The sequence below is a fragment of the Collimonas sp. genome (assembly GCF_039923675.1).
GTDB lineage: Bacteria > Pseudomonadota > Gammaproteobacteria > Burkholderiales > Burkholderiaceae_D > Collimonas.
In genome coordinates this window covers 1-18,819 of sequence record NZ_JBDTCG010000014.1, presented here as the reverse complement: position 1 = coordinate 18,819, position 18,819 = coordinate 1, and the positions used below count along the sequence as shown (strand labels likewise).

Sequence of the window (18,819 nt, the reverse complement as noted above, 5' to 3'; positions counted from 1 at the left end):
AGTCTTGTTTTCCTCAAGGTAGCCAAATTCTCATGAACAAATCCAAAGTCTGGCCATTGCTGGCGATATGTCTTGCCTCTCTTGCAACACCGTTGCTGGCAACCGCGCAGCAAGCAACGCCGCCGGCCAAAACCATTGCACCGCCGCCACCCGAGCTGCAAAAGCTGGAAGAAGGTGAAACGCCGTCCGTCACTATCCGCAAACCTGGCGAAAACAGCGGCGACATCACGCAAACGCGCCAGCAGGGCCGGGTTGATGAGGTCAAGGTAAAAAGCGGCGGTAGCACCTATTATGTGAAGACGCCATCGCAGGCCGGCACTTTGCAGCCGACCGATGCGCCGCCGCGTGGCGCGCAATGGCAGATCAAGGAATTCGATCTGGGCCAAAAGGCACATAAGCCAGGCGAAGCGGTACAGTCCGACAGCGACGCCGGATTGCCGCCGCCAGTCATCTCCGAACCAAAGAACTAATCCGGCATAGCTGGTCCTGCAAGCCCCAAGTAGCCATGCGGCTAATGCGCGGAAACCTCCGCGTATTCGCCGCATATTTATTCCGACGAACATTGTCTTTCCGCGGTTTTTCTCATGGCAGTATTTACCCCCGTCACGCTTGACGATCTCACCCAGTGGATCCCCCCTTTTTCCTTAGGCAAGGCACTCGCCATCAGGGGTATTTCATCCGGCATTGAGAACAGTAATTTTTTCATCGACACCGAGCGCGGCGAGTATGTGCTGACGGTATTCGAGAATCTCAGCTTCGCACAACTGCCGTTCTACCTGGAATTGATGCGTCACCTGGCCCGCCGTGGCGTACTGGTGCCGGCGCCCATCGCCAACCAGCAAGACCAGATCATCAATCCTCTGCACGGCAAGCCGGCCGCCATCGTCACCAAATTGGAAGGTGATTGCCAGATGGCGCCGGGGCCGGTCCATTGCGCGGCAGTAGGCGCGATGCTGGCAAAAATGCATCTGGCGGCGCAAGACTTTCCAATCCGGCAACCGAATTTACGCGGACTGCCCTGGTGGCGCGCAACTGCGCCAGTGGTGTTGCCCTATCTGCCGGCGGATGGCCAACAGCTATTGCGCGATGAGATGGCCTTCCAGGAAGCGTTTGCCGCCTCCGATACGTTCGGTCAGTTGCCCAATGGCCCGGTGCACGCCGACCTGTTCCGTAACAATGTCATGTTCAACGGCGAGCAACTGAGCGGATTTTTCGATTTTTACTTTGCCGGCTGCGATACCTGGCTGTTCGACCTCGCCGTCACCGTCAACGACTGGTGCATCGACCTGGCTACCGGCCAACTTGACATTGTCCGGGTACGCGCCATGCTGGATGCATACCATGCCGTACGGCCATTCAGCGCCCCCGAACAGGAAGCCTGGCAACCGATGCTGCGCGCCGGCGCCCTGCGCTTCTGGCTGTCGCGGCTCTACGACTTTTACTTACCGCGCACGGCAGAAATGTTGACGCCGCACGATCCCGGTCACTTTGAACGGATCCTGCGACAACGCGTGGCTCACCCGGCTCCGAACCTGTACTGATTAAATAAACAATGGATAAACTGCCTGCCAAAACCGGATGGATCTGGATCAAGGAAGGATTTGCGCTATTCCGCAAGCAACCGGCCGAAATATCCACGCTATTCCTGGCGTATATGTTCACGATGCTGCTGCTCAATTTCATTCCGCTACTGGGACAAGTGTTGCCGATAATCCTGGTGCCGGTGTTCGCCATGTCCTTCATGCAGGCTTGCCTGAATATTGAACAAGGAAAACGCGTCTACCCCAACCTGCTGATGATCGGTTTTCGCTCTCCGGCGCTGCAGAGACTGCTGCTGCTGGGGGTTCTGTACCTGGTCGCCGCGGTTATCGCGCTGGCGGCGTCATCCTTGATCGATGGTGGCATGTTCTGGCAGATGGTCACCGGCCAGAGCACACCCGACCCGAAGGAGATACAGGATTCCAGCATATCGCTGGCGATGATGTTTTCCGCGGCCGTTTACATCCCGGCGGCCATGGCGTTCTGGTACGCGGCGCCGCTGATCATGTGGAAAAAAATGGGCCTGTCGAAAGCTGTTTTCTACAGCTTCTTTGCGGTCTCGCGTGAAATGAAAGCATTCGCCATATATGGGCTGGCATGGGCTGCGATTGGCGTAGTGCTGCCGGCCATCGTCAGTGTGCTGATCGCGGCCGTGATTGGCAGCCCATCGGTGACGATGATGGTGCTGCTGCCATTATCGATCGCACTGACTGTCGTGATGTATTGCTCTTTCTACCCAACCTATACCCACATCTTCGGCAAACCTGAAGAAGACTTGCCGCTACCGCTAGAAGCCGGCAGTAAAGAGTAAAGAACCTATATAGGGCGGGATCATCATCCCGCCCGCTCTTCCTAGGCGACCTTTTCCAGCTTCGCCACGCTCAGATCCAGCAGTTTCATGCCATGCTTGCCGAAGTTGATATGGGCACGGGCGTTGCCGCCGCTGCCTTCGATATTGACGATCACGCCTTCGCCGAACTTCAGGTGCGCGACATTTTCACCGATGCGCCAGCCAATATCGCGCCGTCCGAAATTCTTTGCAATGTTGTTGGCTGCCTTTTCAGGCGCCTCATCCCAGGCCGATTTGGTATTCGCAAACCAGCTATGCTGCTGCACTTTCGGCGACAGCCATTTCAAGGCATCTTCCGGCAACTCATCAAAGAATCGCGAACGCATGTTGTAACGGGTCTGGCCGTGCAGCATCCGCGTCTGCGAAAAACTCATGTAGAGACGTTTCTTGGCGCGCGTGATGGCGACATACATCAGACGCCGCTCCTCTTCCACACCAGCATCTTCCTTCTGCGAATTCTCGTGCGGGAACAAGCCCTCTTCCAGGCCCGTAATGAATACCGCATCAAACTCCAGCCCTTTGGCGGAATGCACTGTCATCAGCTGCAAGGCATCCTGCCCGGCCTCGGCCTGATTGTTGCCAGCCTCAAGCGACGCATGCGACAGGAATGCTGACAAGGGCGACATCACAGCCGACAGCGGCGCATCGGCATCGAATATCTCGATGCCGTCGGCATTCGTGATCGCCGCCCCTGACACTACTTGCGCCTTCGGACCAAGCAAGGCCGGCGCGTCGACGCCAAAGCCTTCTTCCGAGACAAACAGGGTCGCAGCATTCACCAGCTGCTCCAGATTCTCGATGCGGTCGGCGCCCTCTTTTTCATTGCGGTAGTGCTGCATCAGGCCGCTCATGTCGAGCACGATCTGCACCATTTCCGGCAACGGCAGTTGCTGGGTTTCAAAGCGGCCGCCTTCGATCAGCTTCAGGAAGGAGCCAAGTGTGGCGCCGGCCTTGCCGGCCACATACGGCACCGCCGCGTACAAGGAAATGCCATACTGCTTGGCGGCGTCTTGCAATTGTTCCAGCGAACGTGCGCCGATACCGCGCGCGGGGAAATTCACCACGCGCAGGAAGGCCGAATCATTGTGCGGATTGTCCATCAGCTGCAGGTAGGCGATCGCATGCTTGACTTCAGCGCGCTCGAAATAACGCTGGCCGCCATATACGCGATACGGAATTCCGGACGCCACCAGCGCATGCTCGATCACCCGCGACTGCGCATTGGAGCGGTACAGCACAGCGATTTCACTACGGGTAGCGCCTTCATTGATCAAACTCTTGGTTTCTTCGATGATCCACTGCGCTTCCTGCAAATCGCTGGTGGATTCATAGATGCGGACCGGCTCGCCGTGGCCGGCGTCGGTACGCAGATTCTTGCCGAGACGCTTGCTGTTGTTGGCGATCAGGGTATTGGCGCTATCCAGGATGTGACCGTGCGAGCGGTAGTTCTGCTCCAGCTTGATCAGATTTTCGACCCGGAATTCGTGCTCGAAGGCAGTCATGTTGCCGACATTGGCGCCGCGGAAAGCATAAATGCTTTGGTCGTCGTCGCCCACCGCAAATACCGCGCCACGCTGGCCGGCCATCAGCTTCAGCCACTTGTATTGCAGGTCGTTGGTATCCTGAAACTCATCCACCAGGATATGCTGGAAGCGCGCCTGGTAATGCTCGCGCAGCGGCTGGTTGCGACTCAGCAGCTCATAGGTGCGCAACAATAATTCGGCAAAATCGACCACGCCTTCGCGCTGGCATTGCTGGTCGTACAAATCGTACAGCTCGACGAATTTACGGTTGTAATCGTCGTTGGCTTCGACTTCATTGGCGCGCAGGCCTTGGTCCTTGGCGCCGTTGATGAAGTACATCAGGTTACGCGGCGGATATTTCTCATCGTCGACATTCATCGCCTTCAGCAGGCGCTTGATGGCTGACAGCTGGTCTTGCGAATCGAGGATCTGGAAAGTTTGCGGCAAGGCGGCGTCGCGATAATGCGCGCGCAGCAGGCGATTGCACAAACCATGGAAAGTGCCGATCCACATGCCGCGCGTATTGATCGGCAACATCGCCGACAAGCGCGTCATCATTTCTTTCGAGGCTTTGTTGGTGAAGGTCACCGCCAGCACGCCGGACGGCGACACCTGGCCGGTCTGGATCAGCCAGGCGATGCGGGTGGTCAATACCCGCGTCTTGCCGGAGCCGGCGCCTGCCAGGATGAGTGCGGATTGCGCCGGCAAGGTGACTGCCGCGAGCTGTTCTGGATTGAGGTTATGAAGAAGATTTTGCATGCCCACATTATAAGCTGCGCGAGTGATCGCCTGACGATCTGATCAAAACGTGACCGAGACCGCTTGTCTTTTAATCGTTCCCTTACGGATTTCCTATGTGGCGCCAGTCCGCACAAGGAAGGCGGGAATAAAACGCCTTATTTCCGTCTTTAACTTCGCCAGAGGTAGCGCTACCAGCGCAATCCCGGCCAGCGGAGTAAAATACTGTATTGCATCATTGTCCACACACCTCCGCAACATTCAACCAATCGTCGTCCGCCATGTCCGAAGAAGTCCGTCTCGACCGCGCCAGCCAGCCGCTGTCTGAGAGTAGTGTCACGTTTCATATCGTTTCCACAGCATTTTTCACATTTATTTGCTATCTGGCAATTGGCATTCCGCTAGCGGTGCTGCCCGGCTATGTCCACGTCGATCTTGGCTATAGCTCGGTGCTGGCAGGCCTGGCGATCAGCATGCAATATCTGGCAACCTTGCTCAGCCGGCCATTCGCCGGCCGCATGGCGGACTCGGTCGGACCTAAAACCGCAGTCTTGCGCGGCTTGATCGGCTGCAGTATCAGCGGCGTATTCCTGCTGGTAGCGGCATGCTTTACCCATCTGCCGGCGCTGAGCCTGGCCATCCTGCTGATCGGCCGCCTGGTGCTGGGTTGCGGCGAGAGCATGGTCGGCACCGGCGCCATCACCTGGGGCATCGGCCGGGTTGGCGCGCAACATACCGCACGGATGATTTCCTGGAACGGCATCGCTACCTATGGCGCGTTGGCCATCGGCGCCCCGCTGGGCGTGGTGATCTCGCATGCCTGGGGCTTGGCAGCGGTTGGCGCGACGGTGACTGTGCTGTCGATAGGCGGTTTCCTGCTGGCGCGCACGAAAGAAGCGACGGCCGTGGTGCGTGGCGAACATTTGCCATTTGGTCGCGTGTTGCGCAAGGTTTTCCCGCACGGCATGGGGTTGGCCTTGGGTTCGATCGGCTTCGGTTCGATCGCCACTTTCATCACCTTGTTCTATGCCAGCCATCAATGGCCGAACGCGGCATTTGCGTTGACCATGTTCGGCACCTTCTTCGTCGGTGCGCGGCTGTTGTTCGCCCACACTATCTCGCGCTTCGGCGGTTTCCGGGTTTCGATTGTCTGCTTTTCAGTGGAAGCGCTGGGCCTGTTGCTGCTGTGGCAAGCCGGATCGCCATTCTTTGCATTGTTGGGCGCAGCGCTCACAGGATTCGGCTTTGCCTTGATCTTCCCCGCGCTTGGGGTTGAAGCGGTCAACCTGGTGCCGGCCCATAATCGCGGCAGCGCCTTGGGTGCTTACTCAGTGTTCCTCGACCTTGCGCTCGGCGTTACCGGCCCGCTGGCAGGCTTGATCGTGAGCCAATTCGGCTATCCCGAAGTGTTCCTGTTTGCCGCGGTGGCATCGATGGCGGCGGTGGCGCTGACTGTCAGTATGTATCGGCGCTCGCAAGCAAGCGTGGCTGGCGTCGTCGCCGGTTAGCGCCCTACGAAGAAAAAGCGCGTATTTCTTTGCTTGCGGCGAATTGACATAAAATCGGGGTGCAAGTGTCTCATTCAACCGTCACAGTTAGAAGGAGCAGCACCATGGCAAAGAAGAACGTTGCAGTCATCGATATCGGCATCAGCGACAAGGATCGCAAGAAAATCGTCGATGGCCTCAGCAAGCTGCTGGCCGACACCTACACCCTGTACCTGAAAACCCATAATTTCCATTGGAACGTCACCGGACCGATGTTCAATACCTTGCACCTGATGTTCGAAGTGCAGTACAACGAGCTGTGGCTGGCGGTGGACTTGATCGCCGAGCGGATACGCGCACTGGGCTATCCGGCGCCGGCCACCTACAAGGCGTTCGCGAAACTGACGTCGATTTCGGAAGAAGAAGGCGTACCGACTGCCACCGCCATGATCCAGCAGTTGGTGCAAGGCCAGGAATCGGTTACCCGCACGGCCCGTTCGATCTTCCCGGTGGTGGATGCGGCGGCCGATGAACCGACCGCCGACCTGCTGACGCAGCGCATGCAGCTGCACGAAAAAAATGCGTGGATGCTGCGCAGTCTGCTGGAAACCTGATCACGCTTACAGGTGCCTATCTGCTGTCGAACAAAGCCACGAAACTACGCGCCGCGGCGGTCGGATCTTGCGCCAGGTAAACGCTGCTGATCGCCGCCACCATGTCGGCACCGGCGGCGATCAGCGGGATGGCATTCTCTTGCGTCATACCGCCGATCACCACATTCGGCAAAGCGACTTCCGCATTGGAACGCGTCACGATATCCACTGGCGTCGTCACCGGATATTTCTTGACGCGCGACGGATAAAATCCGCCGAACGCGACGTAGCTGGCGCCTGTGCGCTGTGCGGCATGCGCCAGCTCCAGATCGCCGTAACAGGAAGCGCCGACGATCTTGTCCGGCCCGACCAGCGCGCGCACTTCCGCCACGCTGGCATCGGTGCCGCCGACATGAATGCCGTCGGCGTCCAGCGCCAGACAGAGGTCGACATAATCGTTAATGATGAAAGGCCGCTGATAACGGCGGCAGAGCGCCAGTAATGCTTCTGCCTGTTCCCGGCGCAATGCTGCATCGGCGGTCTTGTGGCGATATTGCAGCAATGCCGCGCCGCCTTGCAATGCCTGCTCACTGACTTCCAGCAATCTGGCGGTGTCATCCCAATCGGGCGTGACGATGTATAAGCCCTTCATGGCTTTATCCTCATTATTTCAAGAACGGTAACGTCCGGTTCGGTATCTGCTGGCCGGCAGCAATCGCGTACGATGCCGCCAGCGTTTTCTGGCAATAGATTTGTGCGCCATCGATCGCCTGTTCAATATCCAGCCCTTGTGCCAACAGTGCCGCGAGTGCCGCCGCCAAGGTGCAGCCGCTGCCGTGAAACTCGCCTGACAAGCGCGGCCAGCGCCAGCTGCGCTGTTGTCTTTTGCTAATCCAGCGATTCAAGACCTCATCTTGCTCCGGTCCGTGGCCGCCCTTCAGCAACACGTTCTGGCAGCCACCTTCAAGCAGCAACGCGGCTTGTTGTTCAGGATTGGTTTCGGGACTACACAAGCGATCGGCTTCGAGCCGGTTTGGCGTAATGACCGTAGCCAATTCGAACAGGGGAGCAACAGCGGCAATCGGATCTTCGCTGGCAAGGCTGTCGCCGTGGCCGTTCGCCAGCACTGGATCAAAGATCACCGGCAAATCCGGTTGCCGTGAACGCAGATCGCGAATGATCGTTGCGATCACTCCAGCATTGGCGCGGTTGCCGACGATGCCAAGCTTGACCGCCGCAATCGGGATACGGTCGACCAGCGCCTGCGCCTGTTGCCGCACCAGTTCCGCCGCCACCGGATAGACGCCAAACACGCGTTGGTTATCCTGCACCGTCAGCACCGTCAATACCGAGAGCGGATGCGAGCCGAGCGCCGCGATCGCGGTGATGTCGGCCTGCATGCCGGCGCCGCCGCTCGGATCCGAGCCGGAAAACACCAGCACGCAAGCTGGCGCAATTGCTCCTGCACTCACTTGAGTCGTCCGGCCATCGGTGAAGTTGGCGACGCCGCGAAGCGCTTGGGAATCCGCCCCGCCAGAAAAGCTTCGCGACCGGCTTCAATCGCCAGCCGCATCGCCCTCGCCATACGGATCGGATCCTGCGCGCCGGCAATCGCGGTGTTCATCAGCACGCCGTCGCAACCCAGCTCCATCGCAATCGCGGCGTCGGATGCCGTACCGACGCCGGCATCGACTAGCACTGGCACCTTGGCCTGTTCGATGATCAGCGACAGATTCCACGGATTCAGGATGCCCATGCCGGAACCGATCAGCGACGCCAGCGGCATCACCGCGATGCAGCCGATGTCTTCCAGGATGCGCGCCTGGATCGGATCGTCGCTGCAATACACCATGACGTCAAAACCGTCTTTCACCAATGCTTCTGCGGCTTTCAAGGTTTCCGGCATATTCGGGAACAGTGTGCGCTCGTCGCCCAAAACCTCGAGCTTGGCCAGCTTGTGTCCGTTCAGCAGTTCGCGCCCGAGCTGCAACGTATAGATCGCATCGGCGGCGGTGTAGCAACCGGCGGTGTTGGGCAATATCGTGTAGCGCGACGGCGGTACGACATCGAGCAAATTGGGCGCGTTGGGATCCTGCCCGATATTCACGCGCCGGATCGCCACCGTGATGATTTCCGCGCCACTGGCTTCGGTGGCGGCGCGCGTCTGTTCCAGGTCGCGATACTTGCCGCTACCGACCAGCAGCCGCGAGCTATAGGTTTTACCGGCAATGGTCAGGCCGGTGTCCCGTTGCCCCGTCTCGGGCAGAGAATTGATATCCATTACAAATCCTTTAAAAGATTCCTACGATTTCTGGTGAGCCCCCGAATAACTCTGTGCCACCTCCAGAACCGTAGCGAGCGGCTCAAGGTCTGGGTAAGAAGCGCAGCCGTACGACAGTACGGTGAGCATCGCAGCCCGGAGATTGAGTCGCGCAGCCGGTTTATGGAGGTGGATTACCCACCGCCTATTGCGCGCACTACGTCAACCTTGTCTTCAGATTGCAAGATACGTTGCGACCACAAACTGGCCGGCACCACCTGCCGGTTGACCGCCACCGCAACCGCCTTGCCGGCCAGCTCCAGCGCCACGATCAGTTGCTGCAGGTTCTCACCTTCAGCCAGCGGATGCGGCGCACCGTTAAGTACGATTTCCATCGGCAGCCTCACTGCTTGCTGTAGATTTCCGCACCGTTCTTGACGAACTCGATGGCTTTCACTTCCATCCCCTGCTTGAGTGCGGCGATATCGGAAATGCCTTGCGCGGCGGCGTATTCGCGGACTTCCTGGGTGATCTTCATCGAACAGAAATGCGGGCCGCACATCGAGCAGAAATGAGCGACCTTGGCGGAATCCTTGGGCAAGGTTTCATCATGGAATTCACGCGCCTTGTCTGGATCGAGGCCGATATTGAACTGGTCTTCCCAACGGAATTCGAAGCGCGCCTTCGACAAGGCGTTGTCGCGGATCTGCGCACCCGGATGGCCCTTGGCCAGATCGGCTGCATGGGCGGCGATCTTGTAGGTGATGATGCCGTCCTTGACGTCGACCTTGTTCGGCAAGCCCAGATGTTCCTTCGGCGTGACGTAGCACAGCATCGCCGTACCGTACCAGCCGATGGTGGCGGCGCCAATGCCGGAAGTGATGTGGTCGTAGCCTGGCGCGATGTCGGTGGTCAATGGCCCGAGCGTGTAGAACGGCGCTTCGTGGCACTGTTCCAGCTGCAGGTCCATGTTTTCCTTGATCAGATGCATAGGCACGTGGCCCGGGCCTTCGATCATCACTTGCACGTCGTGTTTCCAGGCGATCTGTGTCAGTTCGCCCAGTGTTTTCAGCTCGCCCAGTTGCGCTTCATCGTTGGCGTCGTAGATAGAACCTGGACGCAAGCCATCGCCGAGACTGAAGCTGACGTCGTAGGCCTTCATGATTTCGCAAATGTCTTCGAAATGGTCGTACAGGAAAGATTCGCGATGATGCGCCAGGCACCACTTGGCCATGATCGAGCCGCCGCGGCTGACGATGCCGGTCAGACGCTTGGCAGTCATCGGCACATATTGCAGGCGCACGCCGGCGTGGATGGTGAAGTAGTCGACGCCCTGTTCGGCTTGTTCGATCAAGGTGTCGCGGAAAATTTCCCAAGTCAGGTCTTCCGCCTTGCCGTTGACTTTTTCCAACGCCTGGTAGATCGGCACCGTGCCGATCGGCACCGGCGAATTGCGGATGATCCATTCGCGCGTTTCGTGAATGTGCTTGCCGGTCGACAGGTCCATCACGTTGTCGCCGCCCCAGCGGATCGCCCAGGTCATCTTTTCGACTTCTTCGCCGATCGACGAGGTCACCGCCGAATTGCCGATATTAGCGTTGATCTTGACCAGGAAATTGCGGCCGATGATCATCGGCTCGATTTCAGGGTGATTGATGTTGGCGGGAATGATGGCGCGGCCGCGGGCGATTTCATCGCGCACGAATTCCGGCGTGACGAAATCACCTGCGGCCGGCAGCGAAGCGCCGAACGACTGGCCCGGATGCTGGCGACCCATCAGCTCGGCCAGCTTGTTGCCCATCGGGCCAGAGGCTTTCAGCTCTTCCAGGTATTCCTTGCGGCGCATGTTTTCGCGGATCGCGACGAATTCCATTTCCGGCGTGATGACGCCCTGGCGCGCATAGTGCATTTGCGAGACGTTCTTGCCGGCCTTGGCGCGGCGCGGCTTGCGGTGCAGGTTGAAGCGCAGCTCGGCCAGCTTCGGATCGTTGAGGCGTTCGATGCCGTATTCCGAACTCGGGCCCGGCAGTTCTTCGGTATCGTCGCGTTCCATGATCCATGGCAGGCGTGGCGTCGCCAGGCCGGAGCGGATATCGATCTTGACGTCGGGATCGCTGTACGGTCCCGACGTGTCGTAGACGTAGATCGGCGGATTCTTTTCGGCCCCGAATGAAGCCGGCGTATCAGACTGGCTGATCTGCCGCATCGGTACCCGGATATCGGGGCGCGACCCGGTGATATAGATCTTGCGGGAATTCGGCAGCGGGTGGATTGCAGCTTCATCCACCGTGGCTGTGGCGGACAGGAATTTTGGGTTGGCGTTCAATTTTGGCTCCTTTGCTTGTATTTCATGGCTTGGAGCCAGCAAAGGAGTTTTCGAGTCTGGCGGTGCGGGACTACTGCATATGTAGGATGAACAATATGCGGTAAATCGGCCGACAACATTCTCGACAGCTTCCCTTCGCTGGCATTACCCAGATCAGGTTCGAGGGTATTTCTCACCCGATTGCATGACTATTTCAGCAATCAGGACCCCTAGCGTTGTGCTGCCCGGTATGTGAATCCCGAAGCAGCGGTAAGGATTTTACACCCGCAATCGGCTCGCGGTATATCAAAAATGTGGGGTTCCTTATCCCCGGTCAAGTATAAAAGACCCGCATCCGTGGCAAATCAATCCACATGCTTGTCTTTACGCCAAAAAATTCCCGCTCGCGGCCTGCAATGTTAGGAGCAGTCGGCTGCGTACTTTATAATCATCGTTTTAGCAAAAAACACTAACAGATCATGGAATTAGCCAAGTCTTTCGACCCTGCCGAGATTGAACAATTCTGGCGTACGGAATGGGAAAAGCGCGGGTACTACACCGCCACCACCGACGCCGACAAACCATCCTTCAGTATTCAGTTGCCGCCACCCAACGTGACCGGCACGCTGCACATGGGCCACGCGTTCAACCAGACCATCATGGATGGCTTGACCCGTTATCACCGCATGCGCGGTTTTAACACCGCATGGATTCCAGGCACCGATCACGCCGGTATCGCCACGCAAATCGTGGTCGAACGGCAACTCGATGCGCAAAAAATATCGCGCCATGATCTGGGCCGCGAGAAATTCGTTGAAAAGGTCTGGGAGTGGAAAGAACAATCCGGCTCGACCATCACCGGCCAGATGCGCCGTATGGGCGCCTCCACCGACTGGAGCCGTGAATACTTCACGATGGATGACAAGCTGTCCGGCACGGTGGTGGAAGTGTTCGTGCGCCTGTTTGAGCAAGGCCTGATCTATCGCGGCAAGCGGCTGGTCAACTGGGATCCGGTGCTGGGTACGGCTATCTCCGGACTGGAAGTCGCGTCGGAAGAAGAAGACGGCTTTATGTGGCACATCCGTTATCCGTTCGCCGACGGCAGCGGCCATTTGACGGTAGCGACCACGCGTCCTGAGACCTTGCTGGGCGACGTTGCGGTTGCGGTCGACCCGACTGACGAACGCTATATCCATCTGGTCGGCAAAATGCTCAAGCTGCCGCTGACCGATCGTGAAATCCCGATTATCGCCGACAGCTATGTCGACAAGGAATTCGGCACCGGCTGCGTGAAGATCACCCCGGCGCATGATTTCAACGACTATGCAGTGGGCCAGCGTCACAAACTGCCGCAGATTACCATCTTGACGCTGGACGCCAAGATCAACGAAAACGGCCCGATACAGTATCAGGGCATGGACCGCTTCGTGGCGCGCAAACAGATGGTTGCCGACCTTGATGCCCAGGGCTTGCTGGAATCAGTCAAGCCGCACAGGCTGATGGTGCCGCGCGGCGACCGTACCGACGTGGTGATCGAACCGATGCTGACCGACCAATGGTTTGTCGCCATGAGCAAACCGGCGCCGGAAGGCACGCACTTCCCGGGGCAGTCGATTGCCGAGGTGGCCCTGGAAAAAGTCGCTAACGGCGAAATCCAGATGATTCCGGAAAACTGGAGCAACACTTACAATCAGTGGCTGAATAATATCGAAGACTGGTGCATTTCCCGCCAATTGTGGTGGGGCCATCAGATCCCGGCCTGGTATGCCGACGACGGCAAGATTTATGTCGCTCGCAACGAAGCGGAGGCGCAAGTCAAAGCTGTCGCTGCCGGTTACAGCGGCAAACTGACGCGCGACGACGATGTGCTGGATACCTGGTTCTCCTCGGCGCTGGTGCCGTTCTCGACCCTGGGCTGGCCGGAGGAAACCCCGGACTACAAGATGTTCCTGCCATCGTCGGTGCTGGTGACCGGCTTCGACATCATCTTCTTCTGGGTGGCGCGGATGGTGATGATGACCACCCACTTCACCGGCAAGGTGCCGTTCAAGACTGTGTACGTACATGGTCTGGTACGAGATGGCAACGGCCAGAAGATGTCCAAGTCGAAGGGCAATACGCTTGACCCTATCGATCTGATCGACGGTATCGATCTGGAGACGCTGGTGGCCAAACGCACCGTCGGCCTGATGAAGCCGAAGGAAGCGGAACGCATCGCGAAAGCTACGCGCAAGGAATTTGCGGATGGCATTCCTGCCTTCGGCACCGATGCACTACGCTTCACTTTTGCCTCGCTGGCGACGCTGGGCCGCAACATCAATTTCGATCTGGGCCGCTGTGACGGCTATCGCAATTTCTGCAACAAGCTGTGGAACGCCACCCGTTTCGTGCTGATGAACACCGAAGGCAAAGACTGCGGTTTCGATGGCCATACACCAGGCGAATGCGACAAGGAAAAGCTGCAATTCTCGCAAGCCGACCGCTGGATCGTTTCGCTCTTGCAGCGTACCGAAGCTGAAGTCGCCAAGGGTTTCGCCGACTACCGTTTCGACAATATCGCTTCCGCCATCTACAAGTTCGTCTGGGATGAATATTGCGACTGGTATTTGGAAGTCGCCAAGGTGCAGATCCAGCAAGGCAACGAAGCGCAGCAACGCGCCACCCGCCGCACCCTGTTGCGCGTACTCGAAGTGGTGCTGCGCCTGGCGCATCCGATCATCCCGTTTGTCACCGAAGCCCTGTGGCAAAGCGTGGCGCCGCTGACCGGCAAGACACTGGATCCGGCTGGCGACTCCATCATGCGCCAGCCTTATCCGGAAGCGAATCTGGAAAAGATCGACGACAGTGCAGAAGCCTGGATGACACAGCTGAAGTCGCTGACCGATGCTTGCCGCAATCTGCGCGGCGAAATGCAATTGTCGCCGGCAGTGCGGGTGCCGCTGATTATCGCCGGTTCGGCTGAACAGCAAGCGACCTTGCTGTCGTTTGCGCCGTATCTGCAGGCACTGGCAAAATTGGCAGAAGTGCAAGTAGTAGAGACTCTACCCGAATCGCCGGCGCCGGTCTCGATAGTCGGCGATGCTAAGCTGCTGCTCAAAGTAGAAATTGATGTTGCAGCTGAGCGTGAACGTCTGGGCAAGGAAATTACCCGCATCGAGGGTGAGATCGTCAAAGCCCAGGCGAAACTGGGCAATGAAAGCTTTGTCGCCAGAGCGCCGGCACAAGTGGTGGCGCAGGAGCAAGAGCGTATGGTCAATTTTTCGAGTACCCTTGAAAAGTTACGCGAACAGTTTGCAAAATTAAAAGTATCTTGATTTCTTAATAATATACTGACGCCAGCTTGCAGCAGTGCAACTGGCGCTACAGATACCAGGAGACAAAACATGAATAAACTTTTAATCAATAAACTATTATTGCCGCTTTTGTTGACGGCGGTTGCGAGCGGCACCCTGCTGACTCCTACCGCTTTTGCCCAAGACCCCAATTCTGCGGTCGGCCTGTGGAAAAATATCGACGATCACACCGGCAAACCAAAAGCGCTGATACGCATCAGTGATGTCAACGGTGTTCTCAATGGGAAAATCGAAAAGCTGTTGCGCGATCCTAGCGAAGATCAAAATCCGAAATGCATCAAATGTGAGGGCGAGCTGAAGGACCAGCCTATCCTGGGCATGACCATCATCACCGGTATGCAAAAAGATGGTGGCGAATACAACGGCGGCAAGATTCTTGATCCGGATAACGGCAAAGTTTACAAGAGCAAAATGTCGCTGCAGGACAATGGCCAGAAACTCGACGTGCGCGGGTATATCGGCGTGCCGATGCTGGGCCGTACGCAAACCTGGTTGCGCCAGGAATAACTCCGCTTGAACAATTTCGGCGTCTTACGGACGCTGCAAAAAAATGCCGTTCAAGCTTTTTGGCTGAACGGCATTTCTGTATGCCAACGCTATCAGGACGCCGCGTCAGACGAATGACACTGTGAGTCCCGGCAGCGCGATTCCCGAAAAAGCAGTGACCCAGGTCTGTCCTGCCTGTACCGGATAGGCATCGGTCCATGTCCCGGTGGTAATGATTTCGCCGGCTTGCAATGGCGGGAATTGCGGTTGCGTTTTCAGTACCTGGTGCAGATGCCACAAGGCGTGTACCGGGCTATCCAGTACATCGCTGCCGAAACCGGCGCCGCATAAAGTGACGGAATCCTCCGTGCAGCATGAGAGCGAAACGCTGGCGTTGGCCAGCATGCTGGCCAGATTGCGGCGGGTGGCGCTAGACAGCATGTGCGGCTCGCCGATGATCAAGGTACCGTGCAAACCGAATGCCGCGATCGCATCGACCGCCTCGAATTTCCAGTCTGGGAAAGGGCACACCACGATCTCGAAGGCATGCGCCATCCACTCGATGCAATCGGCAATTTCTTCCAGGCCGGCATCGGGCGCAGGTGTTCTACCCAGGCTGAAAACCACTTCGGGTTCAATCCGCGGCTGCACTGCCCCTTCAAGACTTTGAATGCCGCGGTTATCTTCGGCGTAACGCACCGTGGTATCGAATACGTGCGCCCAGATCGGTGCACTGATAGATTCGGCGATGCCATATTTTTGCCAGATTGCGCGGTTGCAGAATCCGAGCTTGCGCCCGACCGGATTCGAACCTTGGCCGATGTTAGCATCCAGAATCCGCTTGCCGATCTCATAACCGTCCATGACCGACAGGGCGTCTGCTGCGGACAACAAGGGCATCAGTTTGGCTTGCGCTCGCGCGTCCAAAAGCTGATGGGCATAACGGCTAGCTTTGGTAGACATAAGCATGGTTGACTTGCACACTATTAGTGAAGACTATCGTATTGTCTGTGACGTTTAATTTTTACACAAGCACCGAAATGGTGACATTTCGACACCTGCACCGCGGGACGGCACGATGCCCGCGCATTTACGGCTATCAACCGTGATTAGAGACGATCATCAAATACAGATCATCGAATTCGCGATTTCTGCAAAAACTGATCAAGCTGTGATGCGAACAAATGGCGATCGCTTTGACTGAATGTCGTCGGACCGCCGGTTTCCACGCCGCTGCTACGCAATTCCTCCATGAAAGTGCGCATCGTCAGGTGCTGCTGGATGTTGTCTTTGGTATAAAACTCGCCACGCGGATTGAGTGCTTTCCCGCCCTTTTCCAGTACATCTGCCGCCAGCGGGATATCTGCCGTGATCACCAGGTCGCCGGCCTGCAGCAAGCGGACAATCTCGTTATCGGCGACATCAAAGCCGGCCGGCACTTGCACAGCTCTGATAAAACGCGACGGCGGTACTCTCAACAACTTGTTGGCGACCAGCGTGACGGTAATCTGCAAACGGTCGGCAACCCGGAATAAAATATCTTTGATAACATTCGGACAAGCATCGCCGTCAACCCAGATCTGCATGGCGGCTGGTTGCGGCGCCGGCATCACAACATCGGTACCTGGCGGCGGATTAATTTTGCCCCCATAGCTCGCCATTGGGTCCGGTGCGCGGCGCCGTGACGCCAAAATGCGTATAGGCCGCGGGCGTTGCAATGCGACCCCGCGGTGTCCGTTGCAAATAGCCTTGCTGGATCAGATAAGGTTCAAGTACGTCTTCGATGGTGTCGCGTTCTTCGCCGATCGCCGCAGCCAGGTTATCCAGGCCGACCGGACCGCCGCCAAATTTGAACAGCACCGCTTCCAGCAATTTTCTATCCATCACGTCGAAACCCACCGGATCGACATCCAGCATGACCAGCGCCGCATCGGCAATGGTCTTGGTGATTTCTCCATTGCCTTTGACTTCCGCATAGTCACGCACACGACGCAACAAGCGGTTGGCGATACGCGGCGTGCCGCGGCTGCGCTTGGCAATTTCGAAGGCGCCGTCATCCATGATCGGAGCACCCAATAAAGAGGCGCTGCGAGTCACGATCTTGCCAAGTTGCTGCGGTGTGTAAAACTCAAGACGGGCGACAATCCCGAAGCGGTCGCGCAGGGGATTGGTCAACATCCCCGCCCGCGTGGTCGCACCCACCAATGTGAAAGGTTGCAGATCCAGACGCACCGAACGTGCGGCAGGACCTTCGCCAATCATGATATCTATTTGATAATCTTCCAGGGCCGGATACAGAATTTCCTCTACCACCGGCGACAAGCGGTGAATCTCGTCGATGAACAAGACGTCGTTGGCTTCCAGATTGGTCAACAACGCGGCCAAGTCGCCGGCGCGCTCCAGCACCGGACCTGAAGTCTGGCGCAAATTGACGCCCATTTCACGCGCGATGATATGCGCAAGTGTGGTCTTGCCCAAGCCCGGAGGGCCGAATAATAGCGTGTGGTCCAGCGCCTCGCGCCTTTGCCGCGCGGCGGTGATGAATATCTGAAGCTGATCGCGTATCTTTTCCTGGCCGACATATTCGTCCAGTTGCTTCGGTCGCAAGGCGCGTTCGATCGCCTCTTCATTCGGCGATGCCGGCGTGGCGGCAATAATGCGTTGTTCGGTGAAATCGTCGGTTTGGATACTCATGATCGGATTGTAGCCAGAGTGCGGCGATTAAATAGGAAAAAAGACTTCGCTCCGTCGATAAAACACAAATGATGTTGCTTTGTTCCGTCCAATTACAGTTTCGAGAGCACTTTCAGCGCCAATTTGATACCTTCCGAGACTGTAGCCTCCAGCGGCAGTTGTTTGAGCGCCAACAATGCTTCCTTGTCAGAATAACCAAGTGCAATCAGGGCGTTCAGGATATCGCCGCTGGCGTCGCTGCCATGAGGACTGCCAACCGGTCCCAGATCCGCTCCCAGTTTGCCTTTCAGTTCGAGCAACAGGCGTTCTGCGGTTTTCTTGCCGATACCTGGAACTTTGGTAAGCCGGCCGGCTTCCTGCAAGGTAACCGCCTGCGCCAGATCTTGCACCGACATGCCTGACAAGATGGACAGGGCAGTGCGGGCACCAACTCCGCTGATCTTGATCAGCTGCTTGAATACGTTCCGTTCTTCAGCTGTGCCAAAACCGTACAGCACATGGGCATCTTCGCGTATCGCCAGATGCGTCAGCAGTGCGACTTTTTCACCGAGCCCCGGCAAATTATAGAAAGTGCTCATCGGCACCCCGACTTCATACCCGACGCCATTGCAGTCGATAAGTAATTGGGGAGGATTTTTCTCGAGCAGAGTGCCTGAAAGACGACCGATCATCGCAGTATGGCCTAAATGTGAATCAATGAATCATACAGGACAACTGGTTAAAAACACAGTAGTTTTGTTGCTGGAATGCTGAAATTACAGAAAGTGATGGGTAAATCCGGTCTGTGCCACGCAAAAATAAATGTACAAACAGGTTTTGCAAATCTGAAATTCCAAAGCGCAAAGCAAAAACCCTCCCTGCATGCGCGGGGAGGGTTTTCTAATAAAAGCCTGACGATGACCTACTTTCACACTGGTTGCAGCACTATCATCGGCGCAAAGTCGTTTCACGGTCCTGTTCGGGATGGGAAGGGGTGGTACCAACTCGCTAT

General features: G+C 57.2%; 17 protein-coding genes, 1 rRNA gene and 1 riboswitch. Of the genes, 7 read left to right on the top strand and 11 right to left on the bottom strand.

Features of this window, described 5'->3' with window-relative positions:
* The first annotated feature begins 32 nt into the window (after positions 1–32).
* The 3 genes from ABI171_RS02550 to ABI171_RS02540 all read left to right on the top strand — a co-directional run bounded on the left by ABI171_RS02550 (position 33) and on the right by ABI171_RS02540 (position 2,350).
* The gene (locus tag ABI171_RS02550) at positions 33–470 is read left to right on the top strand and encodes a DUF2782 domain-containing protein (protein WP_348091040.1); all 438 of its coding nucleotides are present in this window, start codon (positions 33–35) and stop codon (positions 468–470) included.
* A 114-nt stretch (positions 471–584) separates the two neighbouring features.
* Positions 585–1,541 carry a homoserine kinase gene (locus ABI171_RS02545; protein ID WP_348091039.1) on the top strand — a complete coding sequence of 319 codons (957 nt, stop codon included), beginning with the start codon at positions 585–587 and terminating at the stop codon, positions 1,539–1,541.
* An 11-nt stretch (positions 1,542–1,552) separates the two neighbouring features.
* Positions 1,553–2,350, top strand: a complete 798-nt coding sequence (locus ABI171_RS02540) for a BPSS1780 family membrane protein (protein ID WP_348091038.1) — start codon at positions 1,553–1,555, stop codon at positions 2,348–2,350.
* A 41-nt stretch (positions 2,351–2,391) separates the two neighbouring features.
* On the opposite strand, the gene ABI171_RS02535 is transcribed toward ABI171_RS02540, so the two are convergent.
* On the bottom strand, positions 2,392–4,671 hold the full coding sequence (locus ABI171_RS02535) for a UvrD-helicase domain-containing protein (protein ID WP_348091037.1): 2,280 nt from the start codon (positions 4,669–4,671) through the stop codon (positions 2,392–2,394).
* A gap of 260 nt (positions 4,672–4,931) precedes the next feature.
* On the opposite strand from ABI171_RS02535, the gene ABI171_RS02530 reads away from it, so the two are divergent.
* Positions 4,932–6,158 (top strand): MFS transporter, encoded by a 1,227-nt coding sequence (locus ABI171_RS02530; RefSeq protein ID WP_348091036.1) that lies wholly within the window; start codon positions 4,932–4,934, stop codon positions 6,156–6,158.
* 104 nt (positions 6,159–6,262) lie between these two features.
* A complete protein-coding gene (locus ABI171_RS02525; RefSeq protein WP_348091035.1) occupies positions 6,263–6,751 on the top strand; it encodes a Dps family protein in 489 nt (162 codons plus the stop codon).
* 16 nt (positions 6,752–6,767) lie between these two features.
* On the opposite strand, the gene thiE is transcribed toward ABI171_RS02525, so the two are convergent.
* The 5 genes from thiE to thiC form a co-directional block, all read right to left on the bottom strand.
* Positions 6,768–7,382 carry a thiamine phosphate synthase gene (thiE, locus tag ABI171_RS02520; protein ID WP_348091034.1) on the bottom strand — a complete coding sequence of 205 codons (615 nt, stop codon included), beginning with the start codon at positions 7,380–7,382 and terminating at the stop codon, positions 6,768–6,770.
* A gap of 13 nt (positions 7,383–7,395) precedes the next feature.
* Positions 7,396–8,202 (bottom strand): hydroxymethylpyrimidine/phosphomethylpyrimidine kinase, encoded by an 807-nt coding sequence (locus ABI171_RS02515; RefSeq protein WP_348091033.1) that lies wholly within the window; start codon positions 8,200–8,202, stop codon positions 7,396–7,398.
* Positions 8,199–9,011 (bottom strand): thiazole synthase, encoded by an 813-nt coding sequence (locus ABI171_RS02510; protein WP_348091032.1) that lies wholly within the window; start codon positions 9,009–9,011, stop codon positions 8,199–8,201. Before ABI171_RS02510 ends, ABI171_RS02515 begins: the two co-directional genes overlap by 4 nt.
* Before the next feature lie 173 nt (positions 9,012–9,184).
* Positions 9,185–9,385: a sulfur carrier protein ThiS gene (thiS, locus tag ABI171_RS02505; protein ID WP_348091031.1), complete on the bottom strand. Its 201-nt coding sequence runs from the start codon at positions 9,383–9,385 to the stop codon at positions 9,185–9,187.
* 8 nt (positions 9,386–9,393) lie between these two features.
* Entirely contained in the window at positions 9,394–11,316 is a 1,923-nt protein-coding gene (gene thiC, locus ABI171_RS02500; RefSeq protein ID WP_348091030.1) for a phosphomethylpyrimidine synthase ThiC, read from the bottom strand.
* Positions 11,317–11,429: 113 nt separating this feature from the next.
* Positions 11,430–11,537, bottom strand: a riboswitch (TPP riboswitch).
* 237 nt (positions 11,538–11,774) lie between these two features.
* Here thiC and ABI171_RS02495 point away from each other — a divergent pair.
* Positions 11,775–14,609 (top strand): valine--tRNA ligase, encoded by a 2,835-nt coding sequence (locus ABI171_RS02495; protein ID WP_348091029.1) that lies wholly within the window; start codon positions 11,775–11,777, stop codon positions 14,607–14,609.
* Between the two features lie 69 nt (positions 14,610–14,678).
* Complete coding sequence (locus ABI171_RS02490; protein ID WP_348091028.1) at positions 14,679–15,155, top strand: DUF2147 domain-containing protein; 477 nt, start codon at positions 14,679–14,681, stop codon at positions 15,153–15,155.
* 105 nt (positions 15,156–15,260) lie between these two features.
* Here ABI171_RS02490 and ABI171_RS02485 read toward each other — a convergent pair whose 3' ends face one another.
* The 5 genes from ABI171_RS02485 to rrf all read right to left on the bottom strand — a co-directional run.
* Positions 15,261–16,103 (bottom strand): fumarylacetoacetate hydrolase family protein, encoded by an 843-nt coding sequence (locus ABI171_RS02485; RefSeq protein WP_348091027.1) that lies wholly within the window; start codon positions 16,101–16,103, stop codon positions 15,261–15,263.
* Between the two features lie 164 nt (positions 16,104–16,267).
* On the bottom strand, positions 16,268–16,720 hold the full coding sequence (locus ABI171_RS02480; protein WP_348091101.1) for a YaiI/YqxD family protein: 453 nt from the start codon (positions 16,718–16,720) through the stop codon (positions 16,268–16,270).
* 49 nt (positions 16,721–16,769) lie between these two features.
* On the bottom strand, positions 16,770–17,828 hold the full coding sequence (ruvB, locus tag ABI171_RS02475; RefSeq protein WP_348091026.1) for a Holliday junction branch migration DNA helicase RuvB: 1,059 nt from the start codon (positions 17,826–17,828) through the stop codon (positions 16,770–16,772).
* A 92-nt stretch (positions 17,829–17,920) separates the two neighbouring features.
* Positions 17,921–18,499 carry a Holliday junction branch migration protein RuvA gene (ruvA, locus tag ABI171_RS02470; RefSeq protein WP_348091025.1) on the bottom strand — a complete coding sequence of 193 codons (579 nt, stop codon included), beginning with the start codon at positions 18,497–18,499 and terminating at the stop codon, positions 17,921–17,923.
* 217 nt (positions 18,500–18,716) lie between these two features.
* Positions 18,717–18,819 (bottom strand): 5S ribosomal RNA (rrf, locus tag ABI171_RS02465); the annotation flags it as partial.